Genomic DNA, 19618 nt, shown 5'->3' with positions numbered 1-19618 from the left:
TGTATCTTTTCGTAACACCGTTGCGTTTCCCCTCTGCTGCCATGCATAGCTAGAAGGAGTCTGGATGCATAATTCAACACCGTTAATCTCCACCATTGTCGGAGGGTTAGTACTCGCCTTCCTCTTCGGTATGCTGGCGAATCGCCTGCGCATCTCCCCGCTGGTCGGGTACCTTGCCGCAGGTGTGCTCGCCGGCCCGTTCACCCCCGGTTTTGTCGCCGATACCTCGTTGGCTCCGGAACTGGCGGAAATCGGCGTGATTTTGTTGATGTTTGGTGTTGGCCTCCATTTCTCCCTTAAAGACCTCCTCGCAGTAAAACATATCGCCATTCCCGGCGCCGTCGCGCAAATTGCCGTCGCCACTCTGCTGGGTATGGGGCTGTCGAAGCTATTGGGTTGGGATTTGATTTCCGGTCTGGTGTTCGGGCTTTGCTTATCCACCGCCAGTACCGTGGTGCTGCTGCGTGCGCTGGAAGAACGTCAGTTGATTGACAGTCAACGCGGGCAAATCGCCATCGGCTGGCTGATTGTTGAAGACCTGGCGATGGTGCTGACGCTGGTATTGCTGCCCGCGTTCGCCAATATGCTGGGCAATAACAATGCCAGCAGCAGCCAGCTACTGATTGATCTGGCCATCACTATCGGCAAGGTCATCGCCTTTATCGCGCTGATGATCGTAGTTGGCCGCCGCCTGGTGCCGTGGATCCTGGCGAAAACCGCCAGTACCGGCTCGCGCGAACTCTTTACCCTGGCGGTGCTGGCATTGGCACTCGGCATTGCCTATGGCGCTGTCGGCTTCTTTGACGTCTCCTTCGCCCTGGGGGCCTTCTTCGCCGGTATGGTACTGAACGAGTCGGAACTGAGCCATCGCGCCGCCCACGACACGCTACCGCTGCGTGATGCCTTCGCCGTACTGTTCTTTGTCTCGGTCGGTATGCTGTTTGATCCGATGATCCTGATCCGCGAACCGCTGGCAGTACTGGCCACGCTGGCGATTATCGTGTTCGGTAAATCGGCGGCCGCCTTCCTGCTGGTGAAAATGTTCGGCCACTCCAAACGTACCGCGCTGACCATCTCCGCCAGCCTGGCGCAGATTGGCGAGTTCGCCTTCATTCTGGCAGGGCTGGGGATCACGCTGGGCATGATGTCGGAGCACGGTCGCAATCTGGTGCTGGCCGGGGCTATTTTGTCGATCATGCTGAATCCGTTGCTGTTCACCCTGCTCGAACGTTATCTGGCCAAGACCGAGACCATAGAAGACCAAATCCTGGAAGAAGCAGTAGAAGACGAGAAGCAGATCCCGGTTGATATGTGCAACCACGCGTTGGTGGTCGGCTATGGCCGCGTCGGCAGCCTGCTGGGGGCCAAGCTGGCCGAAGCCGGTATTCCGCTGGTGGTGATCGAGAACTCACGACCACGGGTGGAAGCATTGCGTGAACAGGGGATTAAAACGGTATTGGGCAACGCTGCCAATCCGGAAGTCATGGATCTGGCACGGCTCGACTGCGCGCGCTGGCTGCTGTTGACCATCCCCAACGGTTACGAAGCCGGTGAGATTGTGGCCTCTGCACGAACCAAGCGGCCCAACATCGAGATTATCGCCCGGGCGCACTACGATGACGAAGTGTCGTATATCTCCGATCGTGGCGCCAATCAGGTGGTGATGGGTGAACGAGAAATCGCCAACAGCATGCTGAATATCCTTAAGCTGGATACGCTGACTGAAGAAGAGAAAATGGGCGGCTGCCCGATTTGATGTGACAAACGATGTAAAAAAGGTCCGGCTCGCCGGACCTTTTTGCTTTTATTACCGTTCCCAGTAAGACTCTTCCAGACTGTCTTCCCTTTCCGGCAGGCCGCGCGTCAGACGCGGCGAATGCTGGTTCAGCACCTGATAACTGACGCGGTTGGCGTATTTACACACCTGCGCCAGCGAGGAGTAAGTCAGGTAACTGCGAACGTGCTTGCTGGAGTTCGGCACGTTATTACGGTGAAAACCGTTGGCGGCAATATCATGCAGTAGCGCAGACAGCGCCCCATCACCGGCACCGTTGGTGTTCATGATTTTTTCCGGCCCGCCCATGTAAGGTGCAATATGCGAATAGATGCGCAGCGGGGTCTCGCAGCTTTCACGACGCATCGCGCGGCTGAACTCATAGCGGTTGAATTCGGCGATATGCCCAGGCAGCAGCGGATGCTGAGTTTCTCGCTTGTTGGCTTCTTCAGTGTAGCCCGCCATATACAGGCCGCTTGGCCCGGCGGTGCACAGCACCAGATCGACCCACTCCAGCGCCATGTCAGAAGCCGTCAGCGGATCGCTTAGCCCGGTCAGTTCCAGCGCTTCATCTTCGTTCATCGCCAGAATAGAAACGTGCTGTTTCAGGAAGTCGCGCCACCACTGCGGGTTGTCGGCGATCACGTACTTGGTGCCCAGCGTCAGTACCACCGGCACGTCGTGCTTTTTGGCAAACTCGATCGCCTGCATGGTAGCCGCTGGCATAGGCTCCCCTTCCTTGCAGCGCACCAGGTAGGACGTCAGTACCAATGCCGAGGCACCGGCAATCACCTCTTCCGTCACGCTTTCCGGCCGCAGTTGGTTCATCTGCCCGGGGCTGATGGCAAAGGTGCGCTCACCGCTTTCACCGATCAGCGTGAAGCAACGGCCAATAGCACCGTCAACCGCCTGCAGGTAGTTAAGATCGGTACGGCTGGAGGTATTGCACAGATAGCGGTAGGCGTAGCTGCCAATCTTGATATTGCTGCACATCACGCCAAGCAACACCGAGCGGTCATCGGCCAGCACGGAATAGTTGTGCAGAGTATTGCCGATGGTGCCGCCGGCAAACTGATGGGTGATTAAGTTATTGTCTAGCAGTTCCTGGTATAGCGCCTCGGCGACGTCATCTTCGATCACCAGAGAATGTCCCAGACTCAGGCCATAGCGCTGGACAAAGCTGTCATCCACTTTGGCTTCGATATCCACCAGCGTCTGGTCAATACCGACGACATAAGAGGTGCTGACTTCATTTTCGGGCTGAGCCTGCTGCAAGAGCGGATCGCGGGCGTTCACCGGAAAATAGTGTTTGGACTTACGTTTACCAGGAAATTTCATTTAATTGGCGGCAGTGGCAGTTAACAGGCAGAGAATGTTAGCACATTCCTGCCCGATTGATGATGGCTGTCACCATTTTGCGTTCTGAGGATCAGAGGCGCTGTGCCACCAGTTGCTGCATCATATCAATGTGCGCCGGCTCGTCGTTGAGCGCCGAAATGTACTCAAACTTCTCACCACCGGCCTTAAGGAAGATCTCGCGGTTCTGCTCCTTGATCTCCTCCAGCGTTTCCAGGCAGTCCGCCGAGAAACCGGGGCAGATCAGCTGAATATGCTTAACGCCCTGAGCCGGCAGGCCTTTGAGGGTTTCGTCAGTATAAGGCGTCAGCCAGGGCTCACGGCCAAAGCGCGACTGGTAGGTCAACATGACCCGATCCGCTGCCAGTGGCAGGGTGTCGGTCAAAGCCCGTAGCGTATCTTCGCAGCGCTGCGAGTAGTCATCACCGAGACGCACATAACGCTTGGGAATGCCGTGGAACGACAAGACCAGTCTATCCGGTTGACCATGTTCGGCAAACGACCGCTCAACGCTCTGACGCAACGCGGCAATATAGGCCGGGTGCTCGGCATAGTCGCGAATAAAGCTGACTGACGGCAGACGGCGATACCCCTTCAGTACACGGGCCACCCCGTCCCACACCGCGGCGCTGGTCGAGCAGGAGTATTGCGGGTACAGCGGCAACACCACCAGATTGGTCACCCCTTGCGCCAGCAGCTTGTCAATCGCTTCGGCCAGGCTTGGGGAGCCGTAGCTCATACCCAGTTCGACCGGCGTGTTGGGCATACGTGCGGCCAGCGCACGCTGCTGACGGCGGCTGTAAACCAGCAACGGAGAACCTTCGTCCATCCATACCGACTGATACAACCTGGCGACCCGCGGTGAACGGATCGGCAAGATGGCGCCGTTGAGGATCGGCCACCAAATCAGAGGGGCCGTATCCACCACGCGGTCGTCACTGAGGAATTCCTTTAGATAGCGTTTTACCGCCGACGAGGTCGGAGCATCCGGCGTGCCCAGGTTCACCAGCAATACTCCGTGTTTCTCTTGCTTCATCACAGTTCCCCTTGGTTCCTTGCAAGCTAACCCCCCGTTCTGGGTCAGGGGGTTAACGTCAATTAATGGCGCCCATTGTAACGGAAAAGCGCCTCATCGGAACCGATATCAGCAACAGGTAAAGGGTATGAACCTCAGGATTGCGCCAGCTGCCAGACTGCCGCCACATTGCGGGCCGTGACCTCCAGGTTGGTGGCCGCGTCCGTCAGGGCTTCTTCCAGCGTGACGACACGGTCAAGCACCGAAAAAGCGGCGTCAATGCCATGCTGATGCACCACCTGATAATCTTTCGACAGGCTGCCGGCGATGCCGATCACCGGCAAGCCATAGTGTTTGGCCACCCTTGCCACACCAATCGGCGTTTTGCCGTGGATCGACTGGCTGTCCAGTCGCCCCTCTCCGGTGATCACCAGACAGGCGTCGCGAAGCGCCTCTTCCAGCCGCAAAGTTTCAATCACGATCTCAATGCCCGGCCGTAAACGGGCATCGAGCATGCCAAGCAGGGCCGCCCCCATTCCACCCGCGGCACCGGCACCCGGTGCGTTGAGCACCTCACGGCCGGTGGCCTGCTGCAGCAAACGGCCAAAATGGTTTAGTGCCGCGTCCAACTGCGCCACCATCTCCGGCGTGGCCCCCTTCTGCGGGCCAAACACCGCCGAAGCCCCATGAGGGCCACATAAAGGGTTATCCACGTCACAGGCAGCCGTTACGCTCACCTGCTGCAGACGTGGGTCTACCCCTGAAAGATCAATTTGCGCCAACCGGGCCAGCGCCGCCCCGCCCGGCGGCAGCGGTTGTTGTTGATCATCCAACAGCCTGGCCCCCAGCGCCTGCATCATACCGGCCCCGCCGTCGTTGGTGGCGCTACCACCGATACCCAGAATAATCGCCTTCACGCCGCGCTCCAGCGCCGCCAGGATCAGTTCGCCAGTACCGTAACTGGTGGTAATGCGCGGATCGCGCTGCCCGTTAGGTGCCAAATGCAGGCCGGAAGCCGCCGCCATCTCGATAACGGCCGTTTCCCCCTCTCCCAGCAAGCCGTAAAAGGCGGATACCGGCTGGCCCAGTGGGCCGGTAACCTCAACCCTGACAATTTCTCCGCCGGTGGCCGCCACCATCGAATCCACCGTGCCTTCGCCGCCGTCCGCCATCGGCAATTTTACATACTGCACCTGCGGGTAAATCTGGCGGAATCCGCGTTCGATGGCCTCGGCCACCTCCATCGCACTCAGGCTCTCTTTAAACGAGTCCGGGGCAATAACCACTTTTTTCAGCGTTTTCATCAGTATTCCTTATCCCGCCAGATTAAATACGCCAAACATCAACGCCGAGACGGCCGCGATGGTAAAGCCGATCAGGGTTTCATACGGCAGTAACTTCAGCCGTTGATGAACCACCATATTGACGCTGCCGCCGGTAGCGTGGAAGAAACTGCCGTGTGGCAGGTGATCCAGTACCGTGGCACCGGCATGGATCATCGCCGCCCCTGCCAGCCCACTGATGCCCAGTTCCAGCAAGGTGCTGCTGAATACGCCGGATGCCACAGCGGTACCGGCGGTGGTGGAAGCGGTCGCCATCGACATCAGCGCCCCGGAAAGCGGAGCCAACAGCCAGGCCGGCATGCCGGAGTGGGTCAATCCGTTAATCAACGCGTCTTTCAGCGCCGAGTTGGCGATAATGCCCGCCAGCGTCCCCGTGCCGAGCAGCATAATGGCCACCGGTGCCATGCGGCTCAGGCCGGAAACCATAAATTGATTACACTGGCGAATACGGCCCATCAATAACGCCCCCACCAATCCGCCGGCCGGTAACGCAATCAGCGGATCGACAGCGATACCGGCGATCGGCCGCAGCGACAACAGCACTATGGCAACCAACGGTGCGCTGATCGCCGCCGCAAAACCTGGGCGAGAGCCTTCAGCATGCTGCGTCAGCTCCTCTGCCATCACCTTGTCACCCTTGTTGCTCAAACGCCGGGCCAGCAGATAGGCCACCACCAGCCCACACAGGCCAGGCACGATGCCGGCCATCATCACCGAGGTCAGGGGCACGTGGAAGTTATCGGCGGCCGCAATGGTGTTCGGGTTGGGTGACATGACGTTACCGGCCTTGCCGCCACCGATCATCGCCAACAGGATGGCACCGCGCGAGATCCCGGCCTTCTGGGCGATGGAGAGCGCGATCGGCGCTACGGTGATCACCGCCACGTCGATAAATACCCCAACCGCCGTCAGGATCAGTGTAGCTATCGCCAGCGCCAGCAGCGCACGGGTTTCCCCGACCTTGCGGACAATGGTTTCAGCAATGGTGTGTGCCGCTCCGGACTCAATCAACACCCCGGCCAATACCCCCGCAGCCAGAATGCGCATCACGGCGTTGGTGATGCCTTGAGCCCCGGTGATCATCAGCGTCACGGTCTGTACCAGATCGGCGCCGCCACACAGCCCACCGGCCAGCGCACCGGCAATCATGCCGTAGGCTGGCGGAACCTTGCGTAAAATCAGAACGATAGCGACGACCAATGCCACCAGCGCCCCCAATGTGGATACCGTTATCATTATTGTTTTCCCCGTTGTTGGTGTGGGGAAAACATATCCTGAGCGTCGAACATTAGCGTGAGAGGAAGCCACAAAAACCCGCCGGGTGGCGCGCCGGAAAATTGTGGTTTTACACAACTCAGTCGTGCATCAGCATGCCGATATATAGCTGCAAAGCATCCGTTAACTGGTTGATTTTAAATCCGGTAATCGCCTCGATGCGCTGCAGGCGATAGCGCAGGGTATTGACGTGAATATGCAGCTCGGCGGCGGTCTGCGTCTGATCACAATTCCGCGAAAAATAGTGCCGCAGGGTACTGCGCAGTACGCCTTTTTCATCGCTGGCACCCAGTACCTGCCAGGGGCGTGAAAGCTCCTGCGCACGCCAGTCGTCACCCAAATCGCACAGCAAGGACGGCAGCGGATAATCTTGGTAGAACAGCGTCTTGTGGCGCAGTTTCAACCGCTGCGCCATCGCCTGCGTGGCGCGGGCGGTCAGGTTTGAACGATGTAACCCCGCCTCACCGCTAAAGAAGCCACCGATAATCAAACGCAGATTGAAACGCGACTGGAGCTGGCTTTGCAACTGTTGTGCCTGCTTGCGTTCCTGTTTCAAACTCCATTCACCCTGCACCAGGCTGGCGGGCCGCAGCAGGACCATTTCGTTAAGGCCAGTGATGGCGAGCAGCGCTTCACGCTGGGTGTGTTCCAGCTCCGCCAACAGTTCACGCAACAAATTCGGCTGGGGATCCTGTAACGCCAGGATCCAGACGATACGCGGCAGTTGCAGATCCAGGCCCAGGTAAGCAGCCATCGCCTCCAGCGAGGCCGATGCCGGTTGCGGCTGCAGTAACTGATTCGCCAGTTCCTCGCGATAACGCTTTTCCCACTGGTTTTGGCTGAGCAATGCCGCCTGCTCCACCATCAGTTCAGCCGCCATTTTCACCAGTTCGGCATAGGCACGCACCTGAGTGGGCTCGCCGGAAATGCCGATCACCCCCACCTGTTCACTGCGAAAGCTAAAGGGCAGGTTAATACCTGGCTGTACACCTTTGAGATGCGCGGCGGTCACCGCATCGATTTCCACCACCCGGTTCTCGGTTAGCGCCAATACCGCGCCCTCGTGGCGCTGGAACAGGCGTGAGGGATTACCGGAGGCGATGATGACACCGTTGCTGTCCATCACGTTGACGGAATGGTTGATGATGCCCATCGCCCGCTGCACTATCTGGCGCGCGGTGGATTCGGCCAGCAAATTGGTGGTTCTGAGCATCAGGAGAGTCCCCGTGGGTTGTCATGGAGGCAGTTATACGCCATTTATCGTGGGTGATTAAAGCGCACTGACGCAACAAGCCACGGCGATCACAGTTCAGCTGGAAAATGGCGAAAAAAAACGCCAGACCGTTAGGCCTGGCGCTATACACCGCAATGAAAAACCGATCAGCCGAGGATGGTCGCCAGTTCAGCGCTCACTTCGGTCACTTTACGGGTGCCGTCGATTTTACGGTATTGGGTGTTGCCTGCTGCAGCTTCTTTGCTGTAGTAGGAAATCAACGGTGCCGTCATCTGGTGGTATTCAACCAGACGTTTACGCACGGTTTCTTCCTGATCGTCTTTACGGGTCGTCAGGTCTTCGCCGGTCGCGTCGTCTTTGCCTTCCACCTTCGGCGGATTGAATTTAACGTGGTACACGCGGCCAGATGGCGCATGCACGCGGCGGCCAACGATGCGATCAACGATCAGTTCGTCCGGCACGTCGAATTCCAGCACGTAATCCACGTTGATGCCGGCTTCTTTCATCGCGTCAGCCTGTGGAATAGTGCGTGGGAAACCGTCCAGCAGGAAGCCGTTACGGCAGTCTTCCTGGGTGATGCGTTCTTTAACCAGTGCAATAACCAGTTCATCGGTCACCAGCTTGCCGGCATCCATGATTTCTTTCGCCTGCTTGCCCAGTTCACTGCCGGCCTTCACGGCTGCGCGCAACATATCACCCGTAGAGATTTGCGGAATACCGTATTTCTCCATGATGAATTGAGCCTGAGTACCTTTACCAGCGCCCGGAGCGCCCAGCAGAATGATACGCATTGCGTAAATCCCCTTGCTATGTAGTTTTTATAAAATTGCGAAAACGCTCAACCATACCATTTCAGGGGGGGCTGGCTCAAGGTACGCGAGGAAATCGATTGCGGAGCAGAAAGGGCAAGAAAGAGGATAAAACGCTGAAAATCAGTGAGAAAAGCAAAAAAAAACGCCTCCAACCTTTAGGTCAGAGGCGTATAAAGTGACAATTATGCGGACAACAGCTTATTCATGCGGCGGATAAACTGATTTGGGTCTTCCAGCGTGCCACGTTCTGCCAGCAGCGCCTGATCCAATAACAGGTCAATCCATTCGGCGAATTGTTCGTTATCGCCCACATCGGATGCGCGTTTGACCAGCGCATGCTCCGGGTTCAGTTCGAAAATGTATTTCACGGCCGGCGCTTCCTGGCCCGCAGCGGCAAACAGTTTTGCCATCTGGGTGCTCATTTCATCGGCGTCGGTGATGACGATGGCCGGCGTATCGGTCAGGCGGTGCGTCAGGCGCACATCCTTCACACGCTCGCCCAACAGGGTCTTCACGCGGTCAACAAACGGCTCCAGCTGCTTCTCAGCGGCCTTCTGCTCTTCGGTTTCATCCGCCAACTTGTCCAGCGCGTCGTCTGCCTTGCTGACCGACTGGAACGGCTTGCCGTCAAACTCGGTCAGGTAGCTCATCATCCATTCATCGATACGGTCGGAAAGCAGCAACACTTCGATGCCTTTCTTACGGAACAACTCCAGGTGCGGGCTGCTCTTGGCGGCGGCATAGCTGTCGGCAGTGATGTAATAAATCTTCTCCTGCCCTTCGGCCATGCGGCCAACGTATTCTTCCAGCGAAACGGTCTGCGCCGAGCTGTCACTCTGGGTAGAGGCGAAACGCAGCAGCTTGGCGATGGTTTCTTTGTTGTTCGCGTCTTCCGCCGGGCCTTCTTTCAACACCAGACCGAACTGCTGCCAGAACTTCTGGTAGCCTTCCGCGTCGTCTTTGGCCAGTTTTTCCAGCATCTGCAGCACACGCTTGGTCAGCGCGCCGCGCAGGTTTTGCGTCACACGGCTGTCTTGCAGAATTTCACGCGAGACGTTCAGCGGCAGATCGTTGGAATCTATCAGACCACGCACGAAACGCAGGTAGTTCGGCATGAACTGCTCAGCGTCGTCCATGATGAATACGCGCTGTACGTACAGCTTCAGACCGTGCTTGTGATCGCGGTTCCACATATCCCACGGGGCCTGGGCTGGGATATACAGCAGGCTGGTGTATTCCTGCTTGCCTTCCACCCGGTTGTGGCTCCAGCTCAGCGGATCGGTAAAGTCGTGAGCAATGTGTTTGTAGAACTCTTTGTATTCTTCGTCGGTGACGTCAGCCTTGCTGCGGGTCCACAGGGCCTGCGCCTTGTTGATTTTTTCCCAGGTAACGGTGCCGTCTTCTTCGTTTTTGGTTTCAATCTCAACCGGCAGTGCGATGTGGTCGGAGTATTTGCCGATCACCGAACGCAGACGCCAGGCGTCGAGATATTCATCTTCGCCTTCGCGCAGATGCAGGGTAATTTCAGTACCGCGATCTTCTTTTTCGACATCGGCAATGGTGTAATCGCCTTCGCCGAGAGACTCCCAGAACACGCCCTGATCGGCAGCTGCGCCGGCAGCACGGGTACGCACGGTGACTTTATCCGCCACAATGAACGCGGAGTAGAAGCCCACGCCGAACTGGCCGATCAGTTGGCTGTCTTTGGCCTGATCGGAACCGATAGATTCCAGGAAGGCTTTGGTCCCTGATTTTGCGATGGTCCCGAGGTTTTCAATCACTTCTTCGCGGCTCATGCCAATGCCGTTGTCGGCAATGGTCAGCGTACGCTGGTCTTTATCGAAGGAAAGACGCACACGCAGCTCGCCGTCGCCTTCATACAGCTCAGGCGCGGACAGCGCGCGGAAACGCAGCTTGTCGGCGGCGTCTGAGGCGTTGGAGATCAGCTCGCGCAGGAAAATTTCTTTATTGGAGTACAGCGAATGAATCATCAAATGAAGCAGTTGTTTTACTTCAGACTGGAAACCACGGGTTTCTTGACCTTTCATACTCATTGATTACCTCAAAGATATAGCTACCAAAATCGGACAATGAGGATCAAGTGGGGGTCAGGGTGTTGTTTTTCAAGCGAGTGGTGGGAATTTTTTTGGAAAGTAACGGGGCCGCGATGGCCCCGCTCAGCATCAGAATTTGATCACGTGGCGACCGGCCAGGGAATGCGACAGCGTGGTGCCGTCGACCATCTCCAGTTCGCCACCCACCGGCACGCCGTGGGCAATGCGGCTGGCCACTACGCCATACTGCCCGCACATCTCGGCGATGTAGTTGGCGGTTGCCTCGCCTTCCACCGTTGGGTTGGTGGCCAGGATCACTTCGGTAATGCTTTCTTTTTCCAGCCGTTGCTCCAGCCGATCCAGACCGATATCCCCTGGGCCAATGCCGTCCATCGGCGACAGGTGGCCCATCAACACAAAGTAGCGCCCGGCGAACTGGCCGGTCTGCTCGATGGCGTGAATATCAGCCGGACTTTCCACCACGCAGATCTGGCCGTTTTGTTGACGGCGCGGATTGGCGCAAATGGTGCAGATATCCTGCTCGGTGAAGGTGCGGCAATCGGCACAGTGACCGATTTCCGACATGGCGCGGGTAAGCGCCTGCGCCAAACGCATGCCACCGCTGCGATCGCGCTGCAACAGTTGGAATGCCATGCGCTGCGCCGACTTCGGGCCAACGCCCGGCAGGCAACGCAATGCCTCCATCAGTGTTTCAAGGAGCGGGCTGGTTTGCATCAGAACGGCATCTTAAAGCCAGGTGGCAGTTGCATGCCATTGGACACAGACGCCATCTTCTCTTTCTGGGTTTCGTCGATACGACGTGCGGCGTCGTTGATCGCCGCAGCGATCAGGTCTTCCAGCATATCTTTATCGTCTTCCATCAGGCTCGGATCGATCTCCACACGACGGCAGTTGTGCGCGCCATTGATGGTGACTTTCACCAGGCCGGCACCGGATTCGCCAGTCACTTCCAATTTGGCGACTTCTTCCTGCATCTGCTGCATTTTTTCTTGCATTTGCTGGGCTTGCTTCATCAGGTTGCCCAGACCGCCTTTACCAAACATAGTCGTCTCTCGTCGCTAGGGCCGCGCACTTTACGCAGCGTTTAAATGGGGCGAATACTCTCTTCATCCAGGTCCGCGTCGAAGAAACGGCGCAGGGTCTGGATATTGGTATCCGCAACGATCGACTGGCGCGCCTGCGCCAGTTTTTCTTCATAAATGGCTTGTCGCCACTCCAGCGGAGTCCGCTCCGCCGGATTATCGTCTTCCACCACGGTCAACTCAACCGGGCTGCCGTACAGCTCGCTGAGCGCATCGGTCAGTACCTTCTGCGCCGAAGGCGAATTCAGATGGCGCTGCGACGACCGCAGGTGAAGACAAATCTTACCGGGTTCCAACTGTTGTTTAACCGCGTTTAATGCCAGTTGCTGCACCAGTTTTGGAATTTTAAGCTTATCGATTTCCGCCGCCCAGGCGTCGCGTTCCAGCGATTCAACCACCAGTTTGGCCGACAGCTCGGGCGTTTTCTCATGCTCGAGCGCGGTGCGCAACGCTTTCGGCGTAGCCAGCGGCTCTGGTTCGGCCTCCGGCTCGGTCAGTGCGCGCCAGCGGTAAGCCTCCGGCTTGGCCGGTTTTTCCTGTACGAGCTTTTCCGCCTGGCGCTGCTGGCTGCGCTCAGTCACGGAAGCCAACCGCTCCAGTGCCGAGTTCGCCGGCCGCGCTTTTCCAGGCGCCGCCGGTTCACTCTTTTTTGTTGTGGATGCTCCCTGCTGCCTCAGCAGTTGGGTACGCGCCTTTAATAATTGCGCGGTGGCATCCGGTAAATTCGCTTGCTGATGGTTCTGCGGCGCAACCTGCCCTAACGGCGGCGGTGCGTCCTGAAATTGTGGCGGCTGAGCCACCTGAGCCTGTGGCTGCGCCATCTGCACTGGTGCGGTTTGCACCAGGGCTACCGGCTCCGGGATCACCGCTTTCGGGTGAAACGCCAGCGCGCGCAGCAGGGTCATTTCAACCCCCATGCGGCGATCCGGCGCAAAGGCCAGCTCTTTGCGGCCAACCAACAGCGTTTGGTAATAGAGTTGTACGTCAGTCGGCGGCAAGGTGCGCGCCAGCTCACGCAGCCGCTGTTCAATGGCGGCGTAATGATTATCCAACACCGACGGCAGCAACTGCACCATCGCAATACGGTGCAGCAACGCCAGCGTCTCGATCAGCAGATTTTCCCAATCGACACCGCGCGAAGCAGCCTGCGCGACCTGCGCCATCACCTTTTCGCCATCGGCACTGACCAGCGCTTCGAGAATTGCCAGCGGTTGTTCATCGTCAAGCGTACCGAGCATTTGGCTGACGGTGGCCGTGGTCACCTGCCCCTGTCCCATGGCAATCGCCTGGTCAGTGAGGCTCAGTGCATCACGCATGCTGCCATCGGCGGCACGCGCCAATAGCTGCAACGCACGCTGATCGCTGGTGATCTGTTCTGCCTGCAGCACCGTTTCCAACTGACTGCGGATCTGATCGACGTCCAGCGCCTTCAGATGAAATTGCAGACAGCGTGACAAAATGGTTACCGGCAACTTTTGCGGGTCGGTGGTTGCCAACAGGAATTTGACGTGCGAAGGCGGCTCTTCCAGCGTTTTCAACAGCGCATTGAAGCTGTGGCGCGAGAGCATGTGCACTTCGTCAATCAGGTAAACCTTGAAGCGGCCACGGGCGGGGGCGTACTGGACGTTATCCAGCAAATCGCGGGTATCTTCCACCTTGGTTCTGGACGCGGCGTCAATCTCAATCAGATCGACAAAACGCCCCTGCTCAATCTCGCGGCAGTTATCACATTGACCGCACGGCGTGGCGGTGATGCCGGTTTCACAGTTCAGGCCTTTGGCCAGCAGGCGCGCAATGGTGGTTTTACCCACGCCGCGCGTACCCGAGAACAGATAGGCGTGATGGATCCGCCCCAGCGAGAGGCCGTTAGCCAGTGCCGTCAGGACATGTTCCTGTCCGACAACATCTGCAAACGTTTGAGGGCGCCACTTACGGGCTAGAACCTGATAGCTCATTAATACCGGAAAAGTCGAGTAATCTGGAGGGTCATGCTAACACAGCCCCGCGGCGATCCGCGAGGCCGTTGTGGTAATGCAGATCAGTGGCCGGAGAAGTTGACCAGGCTGTAGCATTCAATACCCAGGGAGTTTAAACGCGCTTCACCGCCGAGATCCGGCAGATTGATAATGAAAGCGGCGTCTGTCACTTCACCACCCAGACGGCGGATCAGTTTTGCGGTGGCTTCGATGGTGCCGCCAGTGGCCAGCAGATCGTCCACCACCAGCACTTTATCACCGGCGCTGATAGCATCGGTGTGGATTTCCAACTTGTCGGTGCCGTATTCCAGCTCATAGCTTTCGCTGAGGGTGGCACGCGGCAGTTTGCCCGGTTTACGCACCGGTACAAAACCCACGCCCAGCGCCAACGCAACCGGGGCGCCAAACAGGAAGCCGCGCGCTTCGGTGCCAACCACTTTGGTGACGCCCGCTTCGCGGAAACGCTCAACCAGCAATTCAATGCTGGCGGCATAGGCCAGCGGGTTTTCCAGCAGGCTGGTGACGTCACGGAACAGTATGCCCGGCTTAGGGTAATCCGGAATGGTTTTGATACTGTCTTTAATAAACTGAAGCTGCTGCGCAGTAGCGGTCATAATTGTTGCCTGATAAAACTGCCTGAATGACTTGCGCGCAGGTCATCTGTAACCCGCACACGAAAACGCTCAAATTTATGCAAACTGGCGGACAAATGCAACCGGCGGTGTGCGATCAGCGCTGTTTTTGTTGCGGCAGGTCAACAACCGGCAGCCGCAACATAAAGATCAGCAAAATGGCCAGCATCACTAACAGTAAGCCACGCACCCACCAAAGCTTCACCAACCACAGCGAAACCGCAAACGTCAGTACAATCATCAATACGGCCTTCCATTTGGCCCCTGGCGGCAAGGCGCGGTGCTGTTGCCAGTGGCGCAGATAGGAGCCAAACCATGAACGGTACAGCAACCAGGCGTGAAATCGCGGCGACGAACGGGCAAAGCACCAGGCGGCCAACAGCAGAAAGGGCGTGGTGGGCAGCAGCGGCAATACCACGCCCAGCGTCGCCAGTACCACCGCCAGCCAACCGAGGATTATCAATAACCAACGCGTCATGGGGGTCCTTGTCCATCAATCTGTCTGACGTTACTTTATCATCGGCATCACCTGCGCCACCAGTCGCAACGGCCGGAATATGCGCACAGCGCTTGTTTCGCGGCGTGAACGCGGGCAAGCTGAGCCCACTATCATCATCATGGAGCCAACGTGAGCACTCAGCGTCTCTTACAAGTGTTAGAACAACAGATTACGGTGTTAGCCGGCGAAATCACACCGCAAGGCGACGCACCTATCCCTCAGGCACGCTTTGACGCTGCGTTATTTTCCAATCGCGGCACCCGGCTGCGCGATTACCTGACTGAAGTACAAAAGAACTTCGCCCAGTTGCAGACCGCCGCCAACGACAGCCGCACCACCCAGGTGGCCTTTTTGGCCGAGAGACTGGTGGCGCAGATTACCGCCCTGCAACGCGAATTGGCCACCCAGGCACTGCGCCGGAAAAATCAGCCCAAGGAAGTCGCAGCAGCCGATTTGTACCATAAGCTGGCTGAGCATCAGGATTATGAGCGCCGGATCATTTCGATGATCCAGGATCGGGAAAGCCTGTTGGGCAGGCAGACCACGCTGGCGGCACAACAAAAATTGCAGCATGAGCTGGCGGCGCTGGAAGGTCGATTGATGCGTTGCCGTCAGGCGCTGGCAAGGATTGAGCGCAGTATCGAACGTAAAGAAAACGGTTTTTGAAGATTTATCACAATATTTTAATGATTATTCCCCTCCGCGGATCTTGTTCACTATACTCAGCCGAAGCGAAGCATCACTTATTCATCTCAATTTAAACGTGGGTTTTATGTCTCTGGAAAATGCCTCAGCAGAATTGCAACTGGCGGTAGATCTGATTTATCTGCTGGAATGTAATGAGATCGATCCGGCTACCGCGCTGGCGGCGCTGGATATTGTCAAACGGGACTATCAGGAAAAATTGCAACGCAACGGTGTCACCTCCCCTTACCTGCCCGTCGACCAGTAAAAGGGTTTAGGTTGCCGACAAAGCAGGAAAAAACGTGGTTTTTCCTACTTTGTGGTGATCAGCCGAAAATCAATAAATTGATTTTCCTAATTTTTTATTTATCGAACTCTACTCGCTCTGTGCAGGAATGAGGTTTGTCAGCAGTCTGGAGGGTTTACAGCCTGCGCTGAACCCTTGATCCCCATCCCACTATCCTGCCGACGTACCGCCTTCATCCGGCGATAAAGTCCGTTTCACTTCCTGCACCTCGTTGCCCTGCTGATTGTGCAAATACACCTCAAGCTGGTTGAAGGCGATATTGATATCGTTCTCGCGGCACAGGCGTTCGATCGAGCGGTTCAGTTCGTCAACGGTATAGCTGCGGTCACGCAATTCACGCACGTAAAGGCGCAGTTCATGGTCCAGCGTGCTGGCGCCGAAATTAAGGAAGAACACCTGCGGCTCGGGATCGGTCATCACCCGCGGGTTATCACGCGCCGCCTGCAACAGCACCGCTTTCACCTTGTCCAGATCAGACCCGTAGGCTACGCCAACCTTGATTAATACGCGGGTGATGGTGTCTGACAGCGACCAGTTGATCAACCGCTCGGTGACAAACGCCTTGTTCGGGATGATCACTTCTTTGCGGTCAAAATCGGTGATAGTAGTGGCACGAATGCGAATTTTGCTGACCGAGCCTGAGAAACTACCGATAGTAATGGTATCGCCGATACGGATCGGCCGTTCAAACAGGATAATCAGGCCGGAGACAAAGTTGGCGAAAATCTCCTGCAAACCGAAGCCCAACCCGACGGTCAAACCGGCCGCCAGCCACTGCAGCTTATCCCAGGATACGCCCAGCGACCCGAGAGCGGTCACTGCGCCCACGGTGGTGATCAGATAGGTCAGTATGGTGGTGACGGCATAAGAGGTCCCCTGCCGCAACTGCAGCCGCGACAACACCACCACTTCCAGTAGCCCAGGCAAGTTGCGCGTCATGACGTAGGCGACGATCACCGCGGCCACTGCCACCATCATATTACCCAGCGTTACCGCCTGCGCCACGCTGCTGCCGGCAACGGTGGCGGTGTAATGCCATAGCGTGATGCTGTCCAGATACGAGATCACCGTCACCAGATCGGACCAAATGGCATAAAAGGCGCTGGCGAAGATAATAAACAGCGCCATGGTAGTCAGCCGCAGCGACTGCTGGTTGATTTGATCGAGTGCCAAAGGCGGTTCTTCAACCGGCTCCAGCCCTTCGGCCCCCTCTTTCTCTTTCGTCAGGCTTTGGCGACGGGCCAACGCACGGCGATAGGCCAGACGGCGCGCCGCGACGCTCAACCCACGGATCGCGGTCAGATAAACAATATTCCACAGGAAAAACAGGTACAGACTGTCGATCCAGCGGCCGGCCAACCGCAGCGTGGTGTAGAAATAACCGGCAAACATCAGCCCAAGCAGGATTAACGGCGTGGCCGCAATGGCGGTAACAATCACCAGCCGCACCGCGTGCGAGCCTTTCTCGCGCCAGCTGTCACGGCACAACGGGAACACCAGGACGGCCAGTAGCGCCAGAGTCAGCATCACCACCACCTGACCTATCACGTCTTCCACCAGCCGCAGCGGCGCTTTCTCACCCAGTACCGACCAGAAGATCAGCGGCAGCAGCGCCAGACTCAAACGCACCGTCTGACGGCGGTAATGCGCACAAAGCTCAACGGCAAAATTGAAGTGCCGTTCGCAAATACCTCCCACAGCCAACATGCGGTAGGTGAAACCGAAAATCAGCCAAAACAGCGCCAACTGCTGCGACAGCGCCCAAAGAAAATCACTGAGGCCGATTTCCGCACGATAACACCAGAAACCGGCGCCAAGCAGCAACGCCGAGCCGGGTAATACTTTCAGCAAGGTCAGTAAGATGGCCTTGGGCGTGTGCAATTGACCATCACGCTTTAACTGGCCGACATCGTTGGCCAGTTTTTGCAAGTGCTTGTCGATCAACTTGTAGCGCCAGCGCAACAGGCCGAGCAACATCAGCAACGGGATCAGCACCACCAGTGAATTCAAACCACCCTGCACTATTTTTCCAAGGTCTAATTTAAAATCGAGGGTGGCAAGCTGATCTCTGACCGCCCCCGGCAGGGCTTTCAACCAGGCCAGATCGATCGGTTTGTTACTGTTAACCCAGAAAATCTGCTGGGTCAGCGTATCCCGCAGCGAACTGTTTACGCTGGTCAACTGCTGCTGGTTGATCTGCAGGCTGATAGATTGCGCCAACTGATTGCTCAGTTGTTTGTTCAACTGATCCAGCAGCTCACGGCGCATATCGACGATTTCGTTTAAAGCGTCCAGCACGTCCGCACTGGCTTTTTCTTTACTGCCGGCAACCAGCTTGGTGATGTAATCGTCGCCTTTGAACAGGTCGTCACGCTGCTGGTTGATATCAAACTGCTCCAGACGCAGATCGGCGATGCGCGTTCCCATGTCCGCCACCAGCGTGCCCTGCGGCAGACTTTGCTGCTGCTGATACAGAATGCGCGACAGCACCAGACTGCCTTTCAGCACCTGGATTTGTTCCTTTAGATTGCGCTCCGCCTGTAGGCCACGATCGAGCCAGTTTTTCACCCGGATATTTTGCTGGAACAACACATTGCTCTCTTCGGTGGCGGCAATCAGCCGCTGGCTGAGCTGACGATTGACGTCCAGTTCTTTGCTCACCAGTTGATTGTGCTGAATATCCGTCGCGTCTTCCGGGTTCTGCGCCTCTTTGGCGGTTTTTTCCGACAGCGTCAGGCGCTTGCTGTTAACCACCTCTTGCAGCAATTGCACGTTATGATCCAGCGCATCAATGTGCCCGGTGGTGTAATCGCGCTGTTTCTGCAGCAAATCCTGCAGGGTGGTATTGGCTTCCAGGCTTTTACGCTGCAAATCAATTTGCGCATTGAGCAACGTCTGTTCGGTTGCCAACATCACTAACTGGCTGTCGCGCAGTGAGTTTTGGCCCGGCGTCTGATCGTTGATCTGGTTGCGGATCTCCTGCAGGCGCTGTGAAGCGGTATACATACTGCTCTGCACCCGCTCCGGCTGGGTCTGCAGTGAAACCAATTGACTGTTATAGGTCGACAGGTTTTCCTGCGCGGTCTGCAGATCGTCAAGCGTCTGATAAAGGCGGGTTTCTAACTGGCGCAGCGAAAGCGGCAGCAATTCGGCCCTGGCGGCCGCGCTGTCGACTGGCGTCTTCAGTGCATCGAGATCGGCGACGACCTGACGCAATTTTCCCGGCGCCAACTGCAACTGCTGTTTAAGCTGAGCGCCATCTTGTTTGGTGCGGTCAATGGCATCGAGCAGCTCAAGCGTGCGGGTTAAATCTTGCTGAGTGAGTTTATTGATCGGGGTCAGCGTCTTTTGCTTGTTCAGCGCTTCAAGCTGGCTTTGGATTTCGCCACGTGATGGCAGATCGCCATTGAGCGTCGCATAAGCCGCAGGTTGGCAGACCGCACAAACCACGATCAGTAAAAACAGAGCAAGGGTGCGGGAAAGACCCGCACTCAAAAACGAGGGGAACGTCAGAACAGAACCTTTAGCTAACCTGCGATACATGATTTGGCTTC

At 57.0% G+C, this 19618-nt stretch carries 16 protein-coding genes and 1 other annotated feature; of the genes, 3 read left to right on the top strand and 13 right to left on the bottom strand.

What is annotated here, in order from left to right; all coding sequences use genetic code 11:
* Positions 1-64: 64 nt before the first annotated feature.
* Positions 65-1756, top strand: a complete 1692-nt coding sequence (gene ybaL / locus E5C26_RS05800; protein ID WP_135315446.1) for a YbaL family putative K(+) efflux transporter — start codon at positions 65-67, stop codon at positions 1754-1756.
* Positions 1757-1807: 51 nt separating this feature from the next.
* Here the strand turns inward: ybaL and E5C26_RS05795 are convergent, their stop codons facing one another.
* From E5C26_RS05795 to E5C26_RS05740, 12 genes are all read right to left on the bottom strand, one after another.
* A complete protein-coding gene (locus E5C26_RS05795; RefSeq protein ID WP_135315445.1) occupies positions 1808-3112 on the bottom strand; it encodes an inosine/guanosine kinase in 1305 nt (434 codons plus the stop codon).
* A gap of 91 nt (positions 3113-3203) precedes the next feature.
* Entirely contained in the window at positions 3204-4166 is a 963-nt protein-coding gene (hemH, locus tag E5C26_RS05790; protein ID WP_135315444.1) for a ferrochelatase, read from the bottom strand.
* Positions 4167-4300: 134 nt separating this feature from the next.
* Complete coding sequence (locus tag E5C26_RS05785; protein WP_135315443.1) at positions 4301-5449, bottom strand: glycerate kinase; 1149 nt, start codon at positions 5447-5449, stop codon at positions 4301-4303.
* A 9-nt stretch (positions 5450-5458) separates the two neighbouring features.
* Positions 5459-6724: a GntP family permease gene (locus E5C26_RS05780; protein WP_135315442.1), complete on the bottom strand. Its 1266-nt coding sequence runs from the start codon at positions 6722-6724 to the stop codon at positions 5459-5461.
* 118 nt (positions 6725-6842) lie between these two features.
* The gene (locus E5C26_RS05775; protein ID WP_135315441.1) at positions 6843-7976 is read right to left on the bottom strand and encodes a sugar diacid recognition domain-containing protein; all 1134 of its coding nucleotides are present in this window, start codon (positions 7974-7976) and stop codon (positions 6843-6845) included.
* Between the two features lie 167 nt (positions 7977-8143).
* Positions 8144-8788 (bottom strand): adenylate kinase, encoded by a 645-nt coding sequence (gene adk / locus E5C26_RS05770; protein WP_012005578.1) that lies wholly within the window; start codon positions 8786-8788, stop codon positions 8144-8146.
* Between the two features lie 203 nt (positions 8789-8991).
* A complete protein-coding gene (gene htpG, locus E5C26_RS05765; protein WP_167796616.1) occupies positions 8992-10857 on the bottom strand; it encodes a molecular chaperone HtpG in 1866 nt (621 codons plus the stop codon).
* Between the two features lie 135 nt (positions 10858-10992).
* Positions 10993-11598, bottom strand: coding sequence for a recombination mediator RecR (gene recR / locus E5C26_RS05760; RefSeq protein ID WP_061806810.1), 606 nt, complete (start codon positions 11596-11598; stop codon positions 10993-10995).
* Complete coding sequence (locus tag E5C26_RS05755; protein ID WP_012005575.1) at positions 11598-11927, bottom strand: YbaB/EbfC family nucleoid-associated protein; 330 nt, start codon at positions 11925-11927, stop codon at positions 11598-11600. Before E5C26_RS05755 ends, recR begins: the two co-directional genes overlap by 1 nt.
* Before the next feature lie 41 nt (positions 11928-11968).
* Complete coding sequence (dnaX, locus tag E5C26_RS05750; RefSeq protein WP_135315439.1) at positions 11969-13921, bottom strand: DNA polymerase III subunit gamma/tau; 1953 nt, start codon at positions 13919-13921, stop codon at positions 11969-11971.
* Positions 12572-12636: a sequence feature (DnaX frameshifting element), on the bottom strand. It overlaps the preceding gene by 65 nt.
* 83 nt (positions 13922-14004) lie before the next feature.
* Positions 14005-14556, bottom strand: coding sequence for an adenine phosphoribosyltransferase (gene apt, locus E5C26_RS05745; RefSeq protein ID WP_135315438.1), 552 nt, complete (start codon positions 14554-14556; stop codon positions 14005-14007).
* Between the two features lie 115 nt (positions 14557-14671).
* The gene (locus E5C26_RS05740; protein ID WP_135315437.1) at positions 14672-15052 is read right to left on the bottom strand and encodes a DUF454 family protein; all 381 of its coding nucleotides are present in this window, start codon (positions 15050-15052) and stop codon (positions 14672-14674) included.
* A gap of 150 nt (positions 15053-15202) precedes the next feature.
* On the opposite strand from E5C26_RS05740, the gene priC reads away from it, so the two are divergent.
* Both priC and rsmS read left to right on the top strand, forming a co-directional pair.
* Positions 15203-15739 (top strand): primosomal replication protein PriC, encoded by a 537-nt coding sequence (gene priC / locus E5C26_RS05735; RefSeq protein ID WP_135315436.1) that lies wholly within the window; start codon positions 15203-15205, stop codon positions 15737-15739.
* A gap of 106 nt (positions 15740-15845) precedes the next feature.
* Complete coding sequence (rsmS, locus tag E5C26_RS05730; protein ID WP_112347671.1) at positions 15846-16025, top strand: pleiotropic regulatory protein RsmS; 180 nt, start codon at positions 15846-15848, stop codon at positions 16023-16025.
* A gap of 189 nt (positions 16026-16214) precedes the next feature.
* On the opposite strand, the gene mscK is transcribed toward rsmS, so the two are convergent.
* A complete protein-coding gene (gene mscK / locus E5C26_RS05725) occupies positions 16215-19607 on the bottom strand; it encodes a mechanosensitive channel MscK (protein ID WP_135315435.1) in 3393 nt (1130 codons plus the stop codon).
* Between the last annotated feature and the right edge of the window lie 11 nt (positions 19608-19618).

It is taken from the genome of Serratia proteamaculans (genome assembly GCF_004684015.1).
GTDB lineage: Bacteria > Pseudomonadota > Gammaproteobacteria > Enterobacterales > Enterobacteriaceae > Serratia > Serratia proteamaculans_F.
The sequence above is the reverse complement of the archived record's forward strand: the minus strand, read 5'-3'. Positions and strand labels throughout refer to the sequence as shown.

Coding starts and splice junctions, on each gene's coding strand:
- ybaL (WP_135315446.1), top strand. CDS start 65: ATGCATAATTCAACACCGTTAATCTCCACCATTGTCGGAGGGTTAGTA.
- E5C26_RS05795 (WP_135315445.1), bottom strand. CDS start 3,112: ATGAAATTTCCTGGTAAACGTAAGTCCAAACACTATTTTCCGGTGAAC.
- hemH (WP_135315444.1), bottom strand. CDS start 4,166: ATGAAGCAAGAGAAACACGGAGTATTGCTGGTGAACCTGGGCACGCCG.
- E5C26_RS05785 (WP_135315443.1), bottom strand. CDS start 5,449: ATGAAAACGCTGAAAAAAGTGGTTATTGCCCCGGACTCGTTTAAAGAG.
- E5C26_RS05780 (WP_135315442.1), bottom strand. CDS start 6,724: ATGATAACGGTATCCACATTGGGGGCGCTGGTGGCATTGGTCGTCGCT.
- E5C26_RS05775 (WP_135315441.1), bottom strand. CDS start 7,976: ATGCTCAGAACCACCAATTTGCTGGCCGAATCCACCGCGCGCCAGATA.
- adk (WP_012005578.1), bottom strand. CDS start 8,788: ATGCGTATCATTCTGCTGGGCGCTCCGGGCGCTGGTAAAGGTACTCAG.
- htpG (WP_167796616.1), bottom strand. CDS start 10,857: ATGAAAGGTCAAGAAACCCGTGGTTTCCAGTCTGAAGTAAAACAACTG.
- recR (WP_061806810.1), bottom strand. CDS start 11,598: ATGCAAACCAGCCCGCTCCTTGAAACACTGATGGAGGCATTGCGTTGC.
- E5C26_RS05755 (WP_012005575.1), bottom strand. CDS start 11,927: ATGTTTGGTAAAGGCGGTCTGGGCAACCTGATGAAGCAAGCCCAGCAA.
- dnaX (WP_135315439.1), bottom strand. CDS start 13,921: ATGAGCTATCAGGTTCTAGCCCGTAAGTGGCGCCCTCAAACGTTTGCA.
- apt (WP_135315438.1), bottom strand. CDS start 14,556: ATGACCGCTACTGCGCAGCAGCTTCAGTTTATTAAAGACAGTATCAAA.
- E5C26_RS05740 (WP_135315437.1), bottom strand. CDS start 15,052: ATGACGCGTTGGTTATTGATAATCCTCGGTTGGCTGGCGGTGGTACTG.
- rsmS (WP_112347671.1), top strand. CDS start 15,846: ATGTCTCTGGAAAATGCCTCAGCAGAATTGCAACTGGCGGTAGATCTG.
- mscK (WP_135315435.1), bottom strand. CDS start 19,607: ATGTATCGCAGGTTAGCTAAAGGTTCTGTTCTGACGTTCCCCTCGTTT.